This is a genomic window from Streptomyces sp. NPDC017056, assembly GCF_044332485.1.
Taxonomy (GTDB): Bacteria; Actinomycetota; Actinomycetes; order Streptomycetales; family Streptomycetaceae; genus Streptomyces.
In genome coordinates this window covers 133,209-148,278 of record NZ_JBIRPD010000011.1, presented here as the reverse complement: position 1 = coordinate 148,278, position 15,070 = coordinate 133,209, and the positions used below count along the sequence as shown (strand labels likewise).

At 70.0% G+C, this 15,070-nt stretch carries 14 protein-coding genes; 4 read left to right on the top strand and 10 right to left on the bottom strand.

What is annotated here, in order from left to right; genetic code table 11:
- The first annotated feature begins 80 nt into the window (after positions 1–80).
- The 4 genes from ACH4OW_RS21545 (at position 81) to ACH4OW_RS21530 (ending at position 4,385) form a co-directional block, all read left to right on the top strand.
- Positions 81–1,058, top strand: coding sequence for an ABC transporter permease (locus ACH4OW_RS21545; protein ID WP_360127729.1), 978 nt, complete (start codon positions 81–83; stop codon positions 1,056–1,058).
- A gap of 9 nt (positions 1,059–1,067) precedes the next feature.
- Complete coding sequence (locus ACH4OW_RS21540) at positions 1,068–2,129, top strand: ABC transporter ATP-binding protein (RefSeq protein WP_360127726.1); 1,062 nt, start codon at positions 1,068–1,070, stop codon at positions 2,127–2,129.
- Between the two features lie 13 nt (positions 2,130–2,142).
- The gene (locus ACH4OW_RS21535) at positions 2,143–3,297 is read left to right on the top strand and encodes an ABC transporter ATP-binding protein (protein WP_398029658.1); all 1,155 of its coding nucleotides are present in this window, start codon (positions 2,143–2,145) and stop codon (positions 3,295–3,297) included.
- Positions 3,298–3,383: 86 nt separating this feature from the next.
- On the top strand, positions 3,384–4,385 hold the full coding sequence (locus tag ACH4OW_RS21530) for a phospholipase (RefSeq protein ID WP_398029656.1): 1,002 nt from the start codon (positions 3,384–3,386) through the stop codon (positions 4,383–4,385).
- 46 nt (positions 4,386–4,431) lie between these two features.
- Here ACH4OW_RS21530 and ACH4OW_RS21525 read toward each other — a convergent pair whose 3' ends face one another.
- The 10 genes from ACH4OW_RS21525 to ACH4OW_RS21480 all read right to left on the bottom strand — a co-directional run bounded on the left by ACH4OW_RS21525 (position 4,432) and on the right by ACH4OW_RS21480 (position 14,972).
- Positions 4,432–5,484 (bottom strand): ABC transporter ATP-binding protein, encoded by a 1,053-nt coding sequence (locus tag ACH4OW_RS21525; protein ID WP_398029654.1) that lies wholly within the window; start codon positions 5,482–5,484, stop codon positions 4,432–4,434.
- Positions 5,474–6,520 (bottom strand): ABC transporter ATP-binding protein, encoded by a 1,047-nt coding sequence (locus tag ACH4OW_RS21520; RefSeq protein WP_398029652.1) that lies wholly within the window; start codon positions 6,518–6,520, stop codon positions 5,474–5,476. The genes ACH4OW_RS21525 and ACH4OW_RS21520 overlap by 11 nt, the downstream gene beginning before the upstream one ends.
- Positions 6,521–6,531: 11 nt before the next feature.
- On the bottom strand, positions 6,532–7,473 hold the full coding sequence (locus ACH4OW_RS21515; protein ID WP_360127711.1) for an ABC transporter permease: 942 nt from the start codon (positions 7,471–7,473) through the stop codon (positions 6,532–6,534).
- Positions 7,466–8,389 (bottom strand): ABC transporter permease, encoded by a 924-nt coding sequence (locus ACH4OW_RS21510; RefSeq protein WP_360127708.1) that lies wholly within the window; start codon positions 8,387–8,389, stop codon positions 7,466–7,468. Before ACH4OW_RS21510 ends, ACH4OW_RS21515 begins: the two co-directional genes overlap by 8 nt.
- Positions 8,390–8,405: 16 nt before the next feature.
- On the bottom strand, positions 8,406–10,028 hold the full coding sequence (locus ACH4OW_RS21505) for an ABC transporter substrate-binding protein (RefSeq protein ID WP_398029650.1): 1,623 nt from the start codon (positions 10,026–10,028) through the stop codon (positions 8,406–8,408).
- Between the two features lie 158 nt (positions 10,029–10,186).
- Positions 10,187–10,867, bottom strand: coding sequence for an excalibur calcium-binding domain-containing protein (locus tag ACH4OW_RS21500; protein ID WP_398029648.1), 681 nt, complete (start codon positions 10,865–10,867; stop codon positions 10,187–10,189).
- 168 nt (positions 10,868–11,035) lie between these two features.
- Positions 11,036–12,088 (bottom strand): dipeptide ABC transporter ATP-binding protein, encoded by a 1,053-nt coding sequence (locus ACH4OW_RS21495; RefSeq protein ID WP_360127699.1) that lies wholly within the window; start codon positions 12,086–12,088, stop codon positions 11,036–11,038.
- The gene (locus ACH4OW_RS21490) at positions 12,081–13,118 is read right to left on the bottom strand and encodes an ABC transporter ATP-binding protein (protein WP_398029645.1); all 1,038 of its coding nucleotides are present in this window, start codon (positions 13,116–13,118) and stop codon (positions 12,081–12,083) included. The genes ACH4OW_RS21495 and ACH4OW_RS21490 overlap by 8 nt, the downstream gene beginning before the upstream one ends.
- An 11-nt stretch (positions 13,119–13,129) precedes the next feature.
- Positions 13,130–14,056 carry an ABC transporter permease gene (locus ACH4OW_RS21485; protein WP_360127694.1) on the bottom strand — a complete coding sequence of 309 codons (927 nt, stop codon included), beginning with the start codon at positions 14,054–14,056 and terminating at the stop codon, positions 13,130–13,132.
- On the bottom strand, positions 14,049–14,972 hold the full coding sequence (locus ACH4OW_RS21480) for an ABC transporter permease (RefSeq protein ID WP_360127692.1): 924 nt from the start codon (positions 14,970–14,972) through the stop codon (positions 14,049–14,051). Before ACH4OW_RS21480 ends, ACH4OW_RS21485 begins: the two co-directional genes overlap by 8 nt.
- Positions 14,973–15,070: the final 98 nt, after the last annotated feature.

Sequence of the window (15,070 nt, the reverse complement as noted above, 5' to 3'; positions counted from 1 at the left end):
GTGTGCCCGTCACCCGCGGACGGGCGCACCGGGCCCGGCGCCCCCCGACCCTCTGGCTGCCCACGAGAGCTGCGACTGCCATGCTTCGTTTCCTCTTCCGCCGGTCCATCGGCGCGATCGTGATCCTGCTGATCATCAGCGCGTTCACGTTCTTCCTCTTCTTCGCCGCCCCCCGGGATCCCGCGCTGCTGTCCTGCGGAAAGAACTGCACGCCCGACGCCATCGCACTGATCCACAAGAACCTCGGGCTCGACAAGCCGGTCCCGGTCCAGTACTGGGAATTCATGTCCGGCATCGTCACCGGACGGGATTTCGCCCAAGGCGCCTGCCCGGCCCCGTGCTTCGGTTATTCGTTCGCCAACGGCGACCCCGTCTGGGACACGATCGTGGACCGATTCCCGACCACGGTCTCCCTGACCGTCGGCGCCGCCGCGGTGTTCCTGACGGTCGGCGTCGGCACCGGAATGATCGCGGCCTGGAAGCAGGGCAAGATCATTGACAAGATCTTCAGCTCGGCGTCGCTGGTGCTCTCCTCGATGCAGATCTATTTCGTCGGGCCGATCGTGCTCGCGCTGCTCGTGTACAACCTCGGCTGGTTCGGCCAGCCGAAATACGTGCCGATCACCGAGGACCCGGCGGGCTGGTTCCTGGGGCTGATCATTCCCTGGTGCGTGCTGTCCATCATCTTCACCGCGCAGTACACGCGTATGGCGCGCTCGTCGATGATCGAACAACTCCAGGAGGACCACGTACGGACCGCGCGGGCCAAGGGAATGGCGTCCCGCCGGGTCTTCTTCCGTTACGCCTGGCGCGGCTCCCTCATTCCCATCGTCACCATTTTCGGCATCGACCTGGGCTCCCTGTTCGGTGGCGCCATGATCACCGAATACACCTTCGCGCTGCCGGGCCTGGGCACCCTCGCCGTGAAGTCGGTGCAGAACACCGACCTGCCCATGACCATGGGCGTGATGCTGTTCGCCGCGACCTTCATCATCCTCTTCAACATCGTGGTGGACGCCTGCTACGCGTTCATCGACCCGCGCGTGCGGCTGTCCTAGGAGAGACCCGTGACCACACTCCCCCAGCCCGCGGGCGCACCGGCCCCGGCCGGGTCCGGCCCCTTCCTTTCCGTACGCGACCTGTACGTGCAGTTCGCCACCGAGGACGGCATCGTCAAGGCGGTCGACGACCTCTCCTTCGACCTGGAGCGCGGCCGCACCCTCGGCATCGTGGGCGAGTCCGGCTCCGGCAAGTCGGTGACCAACCTCGCCATCCTGGGGCTGCACAGCCCCAACTACACGAAGATCGCGGGCGAGATCCTGCTCGACGGCGACGAGCTGACCGGCGCCCGGGAGAAGGACCTGGAGAAGCTGCGCGGCAACAAGATGGCGATGATCTTCCAGGATCCGCTGACGTCGCTGTCGCCGTACTACACGGTGGGCCGGCAGATCGCCGAGCCGTTCGTCAAGCACACCGGCGCGAGCAAGCGCGAGGGCCGGCAGCGCGCCGTCGAGATGCTGGCCAAGGTGGGCATCCCGCAGCCGTCGCTGCGGGTGGACGACTACCCGCACCAGTTCTCCGGCGGCATGCGGCAGCGCGCCATGATCGCCATGGCGCTGGTGTGCAACCCGTCCCTGCTGATCGCCGACGAGCCGACGACGGCGCTGGACGTGACCGTGCAGGCGCAGATCCTGGACCTGCTCAAGGACCTCCAGCAGGAGTTCGGCTCCGCCATCATCCTGATCACCCACGACCTCGGGGTGGTCGCCAACACCGCCGACGAGCTGCTGGTGATGTACGCAGGGCGGGCCGTGGAGCGCGGCACCGTCAAGGAGATCCTCACCGAGCCGCAACACCCGTACACCTGGGGCCTGCTGGGCTCGATGCCGCGGCTGTCGGCGAGCGTGGAGGAGCCGCTGACGCCGATCCCCGGCGCGCCGCCCAGCCTGCTCGAACCGCCGTCGGGCTGCCCCTTCCACCCGCGCTGCGCCTTTCCCGCCGAGGTCGGCGGCGCCCGCTGCCAGGAGGAGCGCCCGGCGCTGGCCCCGGGCCGCTCCGCGGCCTGCCACCTGAGCCCCGAGCAGAAACACACCCTGTTCACCGAGCAGATCAAGCCCCGGCTGGGCTAGGAGAGCGACCACCATGAACGCACCCGAAGACGTCGTCGTTCCCGCTCCCCGTCCGGCCGCCGCCGGGCCCGGTGAGGTGCTGCTGACCGCCAAGGGCCTGACCAAGCACTTCCCGATCATGGCCGGGTTTCCGTTCAAGCGCCGGATCGGCGCGGTGCAGGCGGTGGACGGCATCGACCTGACCGTGCACGCGGGCGAGACGTTCGGCCTGGTCGGCGAGTCGGGGTGCGGCAAGTCCACCACCGGGCGGCTGCTGACCCGCCTGCTGGAGCCGACCGCCGGCACGATCACCTACCGGGGCCGGGACATCACCCACGCCGGCCGCAAGGAGCTGGCCCCGGTCCGCTCCGAGATCCAGATGATCTTCCAGGACCCGTACTCGTCGCTCAACCCGCGGCAGACGGTCGGCACGATCGTCGGCGGCCCGATGGAGATCAACGGCATCGAGCCCGCGGGCGGCCGGGAGAACCGGGTGCGCGAGCTGCTGGAGATCGTCGGCCTCAACCCGGAGCACTACAACCGCTTCCCGCACGAGTTCTCCGGCGGCCAGCGCCAGCGCATCGGCGTCGCCCGCGCCCTGGCCCTGGAGCCGAAGCTGATCGTGGCGGACGAGCCGGTCTCCGCGCTGGACGTCTCGATCCAGGCCCAAGTGGTCAATCTGCTCCAGGAGTTGCAGCGCGAGCTGAACATCGCTTTCCTCTTCATCGCGCACGACCTGGCGATCGTGCGGCACTTCAGCCAGCGGGTCGCGGTGATGTACCTGGGCAAGATCGTCGAGGTCGGTGACCGGGAGTCGATCTACCAGCGGCCGCGACATCCGTACACCCACGCCCTGCTCTCCGCGGTGCCGGAGGCCAGGCTGCTGGAGGCGCAGGAGCAGGAGCACGACCGCGAGCGCATCCGGCTGGCCGGTGACGTGCCCTCGCCGATCGACCCGCCGTCCGGCTGCCGGTTCCGTACCCGGTGCTGGAAGGCGCGGGAGAAGTGCGCGGACGAGGAACCGCCGCTGGTGCAGCTCGCCGGCAACACGTCCGGCCACGTGACGGCCTGCCACTTCCCGGAGGAGCCGACGACGGCGGCGCGGGACGCGGACATCGTGCTGGACCCGGCGCTGGCGGCGATCGAGGACGCGGCACCCGGGCCGGAGGCGGCCGGGGAGGATTCCTGAACGACCGGGGGCCGGGCCCCTCCTCCGGTGTCGGACCGGCCGTCCGGGGCAGGTGCCGGGGAGGCACTGGACCCACAAAAGGACACATGACACACATGGCTCACCGCTTTCCGGCCCGGACCCGCGCCCGTGGTCCCCTCCTGGCCGCCACCGGAGCCCTGACGCTCCTCTGCGCGGGCACCCCGGCCGCCGCTGCCGCCACCACCCCGCAGCACGCCGCACCGCGCCCCACCTACGCGATAGCCCACCGGGTGCTGACCGCCGGCGGCGTGGACACGGCGCTGCGGCACGGCGCCAACGCCGTCGAGATCGACGCCACCGCCTGGAAGAAGGGCTGGCGGGCGGATCACGACGGCACCCCCACCAGCGCCGGTGACCCGATGGAGACCATGCTCAAGCGCATCGCCCAGCGGCGCGCCGAGGGCGGGAACGTCAACTTCGTGTGGCTGGACATCAAGAACCCGGATCACTGCCGCAGCGACGCCCCCAAGTGGCGGCACTGCTCGGTCGCGGCGCTCCGCGACCTGGCCCGCCGCACGGTCGAGAAGCAGGGCGTCCGGGTGCTCTACGGGTTCTACGGCACCGAGGGCGGCACCGGCTGGAAGGACGTCACGTCCGGCGGCCTGCGGCCGGTCGAGGGGATCGGGCTCAGCGGGAACGCCGCTGACGTGGCCAAGACGTTCGCCGACCACGGCGCGGACATCCCCGAGAAGCAGCGCGTGATGGACAAGGGCCTGTTCAGCCTCTCGCTCAACGCCCGCACCGTCACGTCCGAACTCCGGGCCGGTGCGAAGGCCCGGGACCGTAAGGAACTCGGCTCGACGGCCGGCTGGACGGCCGGCACGGGTGACGGGAAGCACGTCGCCAAGCTGCTGGCACCGTACGCGTCCGGCGGAGCCGACGCCGACGGCCTCATCTACGGGCTGCGGGCCGCCTGTTACCCGGACGGCACGTCCAAGTGGCGCGGCGGCTGCGGCACCGACGAGTCCTCCGTCAAGGAGGCGCTGTCCTCGGTCACCGATTACATCGCCGGGCACCCGGCCGACCGGCGCATGGCGACCAACCGCGACGTGCCCTTCGGAAGCTGACATGCCCTTCGGAAGCTGACGCCCCGACTGCGGACGGCGCGACCCGTCACCCGCCCGGCACCACCTGCCGTTCCTCCGCGAAGTGACACGCGGAGTCGTGCCGGGCGGGCCCCGGCACACCCTCGAACCCTTCCGGTACGGCCAGCGGCGGCACTTCCAGCGCGCAGCGCTCCCGCGCCTTCCAGCACCGGGTGCGGAAGCGGCAGCCGGACGGCGGGTCGGCCGGCGAGGGCACATCCCCCGTCAGCAGGATGCGCTCGCGCCGGTCGCGCGCCTCGGGGTCGGGCACGGGCACGGCGGAGAGCAGGGCCTGGGTGTACGGGTGGGTCGGATGCCCGTAGATCTCCTCCTCCGTGCCGACTTCGGCGAAGCGGCCGAGGTACATCACCGCGACCCGGTCGGAGATGTGCCGCACGACCGACAGGTCGTGCGCGATGAAGACGTACGACAGGTCGAACTCGTCCTGGAGGCGTTCCAGCAGGTTGACGACCTGCGCCTGGACAGACACGTCCAGCGCCGAGACCGGCTCGTCGGCAACGATGATTTCCGGGCGCAGCGCCAGCCCCCGCGCGATGCCGATGCGCTGCCGCTGGCCGCCGGAGAACTGGTGCGGGTAGCGGTTGACGTACTCGGGGTTGAGGCCGACGACGTCCAGCAGCTCCTGAACCTTCTTGCGCCGGTCGCCCTTCGGGGCCACCTCCGGGTGGATGTCGTACGGCTCGCCGATGATGTCGCCGACCGTCATCCGCGGGTTCAGGGAGGTGTACGGGTCCTGGAACACCATCTGGATGTTGCGGCGCACGGCCTTCAACGCGCGCCCCGACAGCTTGGTGACGTCCTCGCCCCGGTACAGGATCCGGCCGCCCGTCGGCTTCTCCAGCCCGACCAGCAGCTTGGCGACCGTCGACTTGCCGCACCCGGACTCGCCGACGATGCCGAGCGTCTCCCCCTTGCGCAGGACGAAGGAGACGGTGTCCACCGCCTTGACCGCGCCGACCTGCTTGCGCAGCACGACGCCCCGCGTCAGCGGATAGTGCTTGGCCAGCTCCCGCACGTCGAGGACCGGCTCCCCCGCGGCGCCGCCCGGCTCAGCGCTCACGCGCGCCTCCTTGCTCACTGACGGTCTCCTCCCAGAAGTGGCAGGCGCTGGTCCGGCCCGGCGCCACGTCGAACAGCGGCGGCCGGTCCGTACGGCAGACGTCCCGGGCCTTCGGGCAGCGCGGGTGGAAGGGGCAGCCCGGCGGGATCGCGGTCAGGCTGGGCGGCAGGCCCTTGATCGCGTACAGTTCCCGGCCCTTGTGGTCCAGGCGCGGGATGGAGTCGAGCAGGCCGCGCGTGTACGGGTGGGCGGGCGCCCGGTAGAGGTCGCGGACGGGGGCGGTCTCCACGATGCGGCCCGCGTACATCACGGCGATCCGGTCGGCGACGTCCGCGACCACCCCCAGGTCGTGGGTGATCAGCACCAGCCCCATGGCGTACTCCCGGCGCAGCTCCGCCAGCAGGTCCATGACCTGCGCCTGGACCGTCACGTCGAGGGCCGTCGTCGGCTCGTCCGCGATGATCAGGTCCGGCTCCAGGGCCAGCGCCATGGCGATCATGATGCGCTGGCGCATACCGCCGCTGAACTGGTGCGGATAGTCGCCCACCCGGCTGCGGGCGGCCGGGATGCGCACCCGGTCCATCAGCTCGACCGCGCGGGCCCGCGCCGCCTTCCGCGACGCGCCCCTGTGCACCTCGAACATCTCCCCGAGCTGCGCCCCCACCGTCAGCACCGGGTTGAGCGCCGACAGCGCATCCTGGAAGATCATCGCCAGGTGCGCGCCCCGCACCCTGCGCCGCTCCTCGGCGCCCAGCCGCAGCAGGTCCCGCCCCCGGAAGAGGATCTCGCCGCCGGTGACGTAGCCGGGCGGCGTGTCGAGGATGCCCATCACCGCCTGCGCGGTCACCGACTTGCCGGAGCCGGACTCCCCCAGCACGGCCAGCGTCTCGCCCGCGTCCACCCGGTAGCCGACCCCGTTGACCGCGTGCGCCACCCCGTCCCGCGTACGGAACTCCACTTTCAGGTCGCGGACCTCCAGCAGCGCGCCACCGCCCGCGGGTCCCGCACCGGCCCCCCGCGTCCCCTCAGCCGTCATCCACCGTCTCCTCAGCGCAACTTGGGGTCGAGGGCGTCGCGTACCGCGTCGCCGAGCATGATGAACGCGAGCACCGTCAGACTCAGCGCGCCCGCCGGCCACAGCAGCATGTGCGGCGCGTTGCGGACCTGCTTGGACGCCTCGGAGATGTCGATGCCCCAGGAGACGGTCGGCGGCTTGAGCCCCACGCCCAGGTAGGACAGCGTCGCCTCCAGCGCGATGTACGTGCCCAGGGCGATGGTCGCCACGACGATCACCGGCGCGACCGCGTTGGGCGCCAGGTGCCGCAGCAGCAGACGGCCGTTGCCGGCCCCCAGCGCCCGCGCCGCCTGCACGAAGTCGGCCTGTTTGACGGTCAGTACGGAGCCGCGGGCGATACGCGCGAGCTGCGGCCAGCCCAGCAGCACGATGAACCCGACGACCGGCCACACCGAACCCGACGGCACCACGGACAGGAAGACCAGCCCGCCCAGCAGCATCGGAATGGCGAAGAACATGTCCGCGATCCGCGAGAGCAACGCGTCCCACCAGCCGCCGAAGAACCCGGCCAGGCCGCCCAGCACCCCGCCGAGCAGCGCGGCCCCTGCCGTGGCGCAGACGCCGACCGTGACGGAGGCGCGGGCCCCGTACACCGTCCGCGCGAACACGTCGCAGCCCTGGGTGTCGAAGCCGAAGGGGTGGCCGGCCCGCGAGCCCTCCTGGGACATCGTGATGTCGCAGTCGAGCGGGTCGGTGCCGGTCAGCAGGGACGGCCGGACGGCGATCAGGACGAAGAAGACGATCAGCAGCCCGGAGACGACGAAGACGGGGTTGCGGCGCAGGTCGTGCCAGGCGTCCGACCACAGGCTGCGGGCGCGGGCGGCGGGCACCGGCACCGCGCCGCCCGGCAGCGGCACGTCGGCGCCCGGCGGCGGGAACGGCTCCGGGCGCTCGGGCGGCAGGGGCTCAGGCATAGCGGATCCTCGGGTCGAGCACGGCGTACAGGAGGTCGACGACCAGGTTCGCCAGCAGGAAGACGATGACCAGGACGGTCACGAAGCCGACGACGGTCGGTGAGTTCTGGCGGACGATGCCCTGGTACAGCTCGTAGCCGACACCGTGCACGTTGAAGATCCGCTCGGTGACCACCGCGCCGCCCATCAGGGTGCCGACGTCGGCGCCGATGAAGGTGACCACCGGGATGAGCGAGTTGCGCAGCAGGTGCCGCACCACGATCCGCCGCCGCGGCAGGCCCTTGGCGACGGCCGTACGGACGTAGTCGGCGCGGGCGTTCTCCGCGATCGAGGTACGGGTGAGCCGGGTGACGTACGCCAGCGACACCAGCGCCAGCACGCAGCCGGGGAGCAGCAGTTCGTCCAGAGGGGCGCCCGGTGCGACCGCGGGGCGCACCCACGCCCACTTCACGCCCAGCAGGTACTGGAGCACGTACCCGCTGACGAACGTCGGCACGGACACCACGACCAGCGTCAGCACCAGCACCCCGGAATCCAGCAGCCGCCCCCGCCGCAGCCCGCTGAGCACCCCGAGCGTCACCCCCACCACGATCTCCACGACGATGGCGACGGCGGTCAGCCGCAGGGTGACGGGAAAGGCGGTGGCCATCTTGTCCAGGACCTGCTGGCCGTCGAAAGTGGTGCCGAAATTCCCGCTGAAAATCTGCCCCATGTACAGGAGGTACTGCTGCCACAGCGGCCGGTCCAAATGGAGTTCGCGGCGGATCTGCGCGGCGGTCGCCGGATCGGGCGCGCGGTCGCCGGACAGCGCGGCGACCGGGTCGCCGAGCGCGTACACCATCACGAAAATCAGCAGGGTGGCACCGACGAAAACCGGCACCATCTGGAGCAACCGCCGGATCACATAACGTCCCATGGCCCGCCGCCCGCCCTCAGTCCTTGATGGTGATCTGGTCGTACACCGGAACACTGAAAGGATTCAGGGCGACATGCTCCACCCGGTCGGAATACCCGCCGCTCCCGTTCTGGTACCAGAGCGGGATGGCGGGCATCTCCCGGGCGAGAATCCGCTCGGCCTGATGATAGGTGTCGTTCACCTGCCGCTGCCCGCTCTCCGCGTTCGCCCGGCTCACCAGCCGGTCGAAGTCCTTGTTGCTCCAGCCCGAGTCGTTGGACGAAGCGCCGGTGAAGTACTGGCTCTGCAGAAACGTCTGAATCAGCGGATAGTCCATCTGCCAGCCGGCCCGGTACGGCCCGCTCATCTTCTTTCCGGTGACCCTGCCCCGGTAGTCGGCGAAGGTCCCCATCGGATTTCCGTCGCACACATGCCGCTCCAGCGCCTTGTTGACGCTGTTGCACAGCGCGTCCACCCACAATTTGTGCGACCCGGTGTCGGCGTTGTACGTCACCTTCATCGCGCCGCCGGGAATGCCGCCCCCCTCGGCGACCAGCTTCCTGGCCGCCGCGGGATCGTACGTGCACGCCGCCCCGCACAGGCCCGCCCGGTATCCGCCGGGCTCCCCCAGCGCCATCGCGGTCCAGTCGGTGGCCGGCGTACGCGTCCCCCGGAAGATCTGCCGGGTGATCGCCGGCCGGTTGACGGCCATGGAGATGCCCCGCCGGACCTTTTCCACCCCGGGCTTGTTCCATTTCGCGTCGTACATCGGGAACGACAGCGTCTGGATGATGCCCGCCGGCTGGTTGATGTACCGCCCCGCCAGGTCCTTGTGCACATGCTTGAGCTGCGTGGCCGGCACATCGTCCACGAGGTCCAGGTTCCCCGCCATCAAATCGGTGTAAGCGGTGTCGTTGTCCGTATAGACCTGGAGGTCCACCCCGCCGTTCTTCGCCTTGTCCGGGCCGGGATATCCCCGCCACGTCCGCAGCCGCATGATCCCGCCCTTGGCGTACGACTGCACGGCATACGGGCCGTTGCCGACGGGCTTCGCCAGCCATCCTTCGTGATCGGTGAAGAAAGACCGCGGCAAGGGCAGGAAAGCGTTGTAGCCCAGCATGTCAGGCCACCGGCCGAATTTCTGGTTCAGCCGCACCGTGAAGGTCAGCTCGTCCCGCACCCGAAGCCCGCGCATCGTCCGCGCCGTGGGTTTGGCGCCCGTCCCCTCCGGGTGCACCTCCTCGTACCCCTCCACATAGCTGAAAAAAGGCGCGCCCTGCTGCCGGTTGCTTACCAGGGCCCCGTAATTCCAGGCATCGACGAAGGAACGCGCCGTCAGCTTCTCACCGTTGTTGAAGGACCAGCCCGGCTTGATCTTCACGGTGAAATTCCGCGCGTCGGAGGATTCGACCGACTCGGCGACCATGTTCTCGGGTACGGCGGTCCGCGGGTTGTACCGCTTGAGCCCCCGGAAAGCCAGGTCCATCACCTTGCCGCCCTGCACGTCGGTGGTATTGGCCGGCTCCACCGGATTCTGCGGATCGCCCCAGGACGCCCGTACGACACTGGGGTCCTGGTCGCCACCGCCACACGCGGCGGCCGCAAGGGCGACCGCGGTGGCCGCGAAGAACGCCGAACCGACGCGCAAGGCTCCGCGCAACGAGCTGCCTCCTCAGAGCTGCGGCCCCGGGCGTCCGCCCGCCCGGCCTACCGGCCCCAACCTGGCACCTCCCGCGCCCCGCCACCGGCCGTCCGGCCGCAACACGTCCCAGAACCCCCCGTACGAGCGATCTTCCGAGGCAGCTGCGGACGTGCGGGTCACTTGTCGTACGGTTCGCACCCGATGCCGTCACCGTCCCGGTCCAGGCGGTGCGGGTCCGAGGGGCCCACGTAGACGGGACCGGGCAGGTCGGAGCAGTCCACATCGGGTATGCCGGCCGACGGCCCTGGAGGGTAGGAAGACCCGGTCCCGCCCCCGCTGCTCGGCGACGGGCCGGGCACCGCCCGTATGTCGGCGGCGGTGATGGTCCCGCCCCGGACCGTGTACGTACCGGCGAAGGACCGCACCGACCCGTCCCGCTGCTCGGCTTCGAGGGTCACCGTGACCGTGCCGCCGCTCGCTCCGACGACGCGGACGGTGTCGTGCGCGGTGTCCGCGAAGCCTGCCACGAAGGCGTCGTAGGAGCCGTTGAGGTTTTTGCCGCCGAGGTCCCAGGCGCGGCGGTAGTCGCGGGCGTTGACGGCGGCGTAGTAGTCCTCGACGACGGAGGCGGCGTCCCGTTCGGTGGCCGTCTCCTCCGGGGTGGTGCCGGGCCCCTGCCCGGTGCCGCTGCCGGAGGACTCGGGCGCCGGTTCACCGGTGACCGTACGTGTGTGGGTGACCGTCGGTCCGGCCCCGCCCGGCCGGTCTCCGCCGGACGTGTCGCAGCCGCTCAGCGCGGCCATCGCCGCCGCTCCCGCGAGCAGCGCGGCGGTACCTGTCCTGCCGTGGCGCCTCATCGGCCTCACCCCGCCCAGCGCTACACCTTTCCCCCTCCAGTGTGCGCCGCCCGCCTCCGCCTCGCCTGTGGATCATCCAGGGGCGTCGCCGTACGTCCGGTGCACGCCCCGAACGAAAGCGCCCGGACCGTCCGGTCCGGGCGCTCACGCGGTACTGCGAAGGAGCCGCTACGCCGCTCCCACCACGTCCTTCTCCTCCGCGAAGTGGCACGCGGAGTCGTGCGCGGCCGCGGAGCCCGTGCCGGCGAACCGCTCGGGGACCGCCAGCAGCGGCATCTCCTCGGCGCACTTGTCCTGCGCCTTCCAGCAGCGGGTGCGGAACCGGCAACCGGACGGCGGGTTGGCCGGGGACGGGACGTCGCCGGTCAGGATGATGCGCTCGCGGCCCTCGCGTGCGTCGGGGTCAGGGACGGGGACGGCAGAGAGCAGCGCCTGGGTGTAGGGGTGCGTCGGGTGGTCGTAGATCTGCTCGTCCGTGCCGATCTCCGCCATCTTGCCGAGGTACATGACACCGACCCGGTCGGAGATGTGCCGGACGATGGACAGGTCGTGCGCGATGAAGAGGTAGGAGAGGTTGAACTCGTCCTGGAGCTTCTCCATCAGGTTGATGACCTGCGCCTGGACGGACACGTCCAGCGCCGAGACCGGCTCGTCGCAGATGATGATCTCCGGGTTGAGCGCGAGGCCGCGGGCGATGCCGATGCGCTGGCGCTGGCCGCCGGAGAACTGGTGCGGGTAGCGGTTGACGTACTCGGGGTTGAGGCCGACGACGTCCAGCAGGTCCTGCACCTTGCGGCGCCGGTCGCCCTTCGGGGCTACCTCGGGGTGGATGTCGAAGGGCTCGCCGATGATGTCGCCGACCGTCATCCGCGGGTTGAGCGAGGTGTACGGGTCCTGGAACACCATCTGGATGTTGCGCCGTACGGCCTTCAGCGCGCGCCCGGACAGCTTGGTGATGTCCTGGCCCTTGTAGAAGACCTCGCCGGAGGTCGCCCGCTCCAGGTTCATCAGCAGCTTGGCGACCGTCGACTTGCCGCACCCGGACTCGCCGACGATGCCGAGCGTCTCGCCCTGGTACAGCTCGAAGGAGATGCCGTCCACGGCCTTGACCGCGCCGACCTGCTTCTTGAACAGGATGCCCTGGGTGAGCGGGAAGTGCTTGACCAGGTTGCGGACTTCGAGGATCGGCTCGCGCCGCGCGTCGTTCTTCGGCTCAGCCATTGATCGTCTCCTCCCAGAAGTGGCACGCGCTGCCGCGGGCGTCGGCGACGGTGTGCAGCGCCGGCACCTCCGTACGGCAGATGTCCTGCGCCTTGGGGCAGCGCGGGTTGAACGCGCAACCCGGCGGGATGTTCAGCAGGTTGGGCGGCAGGCCCTTGATCGCGTACAGCTCCTGGCCCTTCTGGTCCAGGCGCGGGATGGAGTCGAGCAGGCCGCGCGTGTACGGGTGCGCGGGGTTCTTGTACAGCTCGTGCACGGGTGCGTGCTCGACGATCCGGCCCGCGTACATCACCGCGATCTTGTCGGCGACGTCCGCGACCACGCCCAGGTCGTGGGTGATCAGGATCAGGCCCATGTTGAACTCGCGCTGGAGGTCCGCGAGCAGGTCCATGACCTGCGCCTGGACGGTCACGTCGAGGGCGGTGGTGGGCTCGTCCGCGATGATCAGGTCGGGCTCCAGGGCCAGCGCCATGGCGATCATGATGCGCTGGCGCATACCGCCGGAGAACTGGTGGGGGTAGTCGCCCACCCGGTTCGCGGCGGCCGGGATCTTCACCCGGTCCATCAGCTCGATCGACTTGGCCTTGGCCGCCTTCTTGCTCAGGCCCTGGTGGACCCGGAACATCTCGCCGAGCTGGTAGCCCACGCTGAGCACCGGGTTGAGGGAGGACAGCGCGTCCTGGAAGATCATGGCGATCTTGGCGCCGCGGATCTTGCGGCGCTGCTCGCCGGACATCTTGAGCATGTCCTGCCCGCGGAAGAGGATCTCCCCCTGCGGGATCTTGGCCGGCGGCATGTCGAGGATGCCCATGATCGCCTGGGCCGTCACGGACTTGCCGGAGCCGGACTCGCCGAGCACCGCCAGGGTCTCGCCGGCGGCGACGCTGTAGTTGACGCCGTTGACGGCCTTGACGACGCCGTCGCGGGTGTGGAACTCCACGTGCAGGTCGCGGACTTCGAGCAGGTTGCCCTCGCTCTTGTCCTCGGTCCGCTGCGCGGGAACGTCCGCGGGTTTGGAGATAGTGGTCACGTACGCCTCCCTCAGCGCAGCTTGGGGTCGAGGGCGTCGCGCACCGCGTCGCCGAGCATGATGAACGCCAGCACGGTGATGCTCAGGGCGCCCGCCGGGTAGAGCAGCATGTGCGGCGCGTTGCGCACGTCCGTGGCGGCGGTGGAGATGTCGATGCCCCAGGAGACCGTCGGCGGCTTGAGGCCGACACCCAGGAACGACAGCGTGGCCTCCAGGGAGACGTACGTACCGAGCGCGATGGTGGCCACGACGATGACCGGCGCCAGGGCGTTGGGCGTGATGTGCCGCAGCAGCATGCGCGAGGTGCTCGCGCCCAGGGCGCGCGCCGCCTGCACGTAGTCCTGCTGCTTGGCGGTGATCACCGAGCCGCGCGCGATACGGGCGATCTGCGGCCAGCCCAGGATCGCCATCAGCAGCACCACGGTGAAGATCGAGCCGCCCTTGATGACGGACAGGAAGACGATGCCGCCGAGGAGGATCGGGATGCCGAAGAAGATGTCGCCGATCCGGGAGAGGATCGAGTCCCACCAGCCGCCGAAGAAGCCGGCCAGGCCGCCCATCAGGCAGCCGAAGGCGGCGGCGAGCAGGGTCGTGCACACGCCGACGACGACCGAGGCCCGGGCGCCGTAGACGGTACGGGCGTAGACGTCGCAGCCCTGGGCGTTGAAGCCGAAGGGGTGGCCGTCGGTGGCGCCCTGCTTGGACCTGGTGATGTCACAGGCGTACGGGCTGGTGCTGGTCAGCAGGCTCGGCCAGATCGAGACGACGACCAGGAAGAGGATCAGCACGGCGGAGATGTAGAAGACGGGGTTGCGCCGCAGGTCGCGCCAGGCGTCGCCCCAGAGGCTGCGCGGCTTGTCCGCCTTCAGCTCGACGCTGACGACATCGGCCGCGTCCACGGGGGCCTGGGTGTGCACGGAGGTGTCGGTGTCAGGCATAACGGATCCTCGGGTCCAGGACCGCGTAGAGCAGGTCGACGAGCAGGTTGGCGGCGAGGAAGACGACCACGAGGATGGTCACGAAGCCCACCACGGTCGGCGAGTTCTGCCGCAGGATGCCCTGGTAGAGCTGGTAGCCGACGCCCTGGATGTTGAAGATCCGCTCGGTGACGACGGCGCCGGCCATCAGGCCGCCGATGTCGGTGCCGAGGAAGGTGACGACGGGGATCAGCGAGTTGCGCAGCAGGTGGACGGTGACCACCCGGCGGCGCGGCAGGCCCTTGGCGGTGGCGGTGCGGATGTAGTCCGAGCGCAGGTTCTCCGCGATCGAGGTACGGGTGAGCCGGGAGACGTAGGCCAGCGAGACACCCGCCAGCACGATGCCGGGCAGCAGCAGTTCGTCCAGGGTGGCGTCGATGGAGACCGCGGGTGCGGCCCAGGCGAGCTTCACGCCGACGAAGTACTGCAGCACGTAACCGGTGACGAACGTCGGGATCGAGATCACCAGCAGCGTGAAGATCAGCACGCCGGTGTCCACGAGCCGCCCGCGGCGCAGGCCCGCGATGACGCCGAGCGTCAGGCCGACCACCAGCTCGATGACGAACGCGACCAGCGTCAGTCTGATGGTGTTCGGGAAGGCGTTGCCCATCAGTTCCACGACCGGGGTTCCGTTGAAGGACGTACCGAAGTCGCCCTGGAAGATCCCGCCCATGTATTGCAGGTACTGGCTCCACAACGGGTCGTTGAGGTGCAGGGACTCCCGGATCGCCGCGGCGGTGGCCGGGTCCGGTGTCCGGTCTCCGAACATGGCGGCGATGGGATCGCCGATCGCGTAGACCATGACGAAGATCAAGAAAGTGGTGCCGATGAAGACGGGCACCATCTGGAGCAGTCGTCGTATGACGTAGCGCCCCATGTGTCCTCCAGGAAAGCGCCGACGCGGGAGCAGCCGGACCCGTCGTGTGCGGGTACCGACTGCCCCCTGCCGCCGTAAGCGGTTATTTTCTGCGCGCC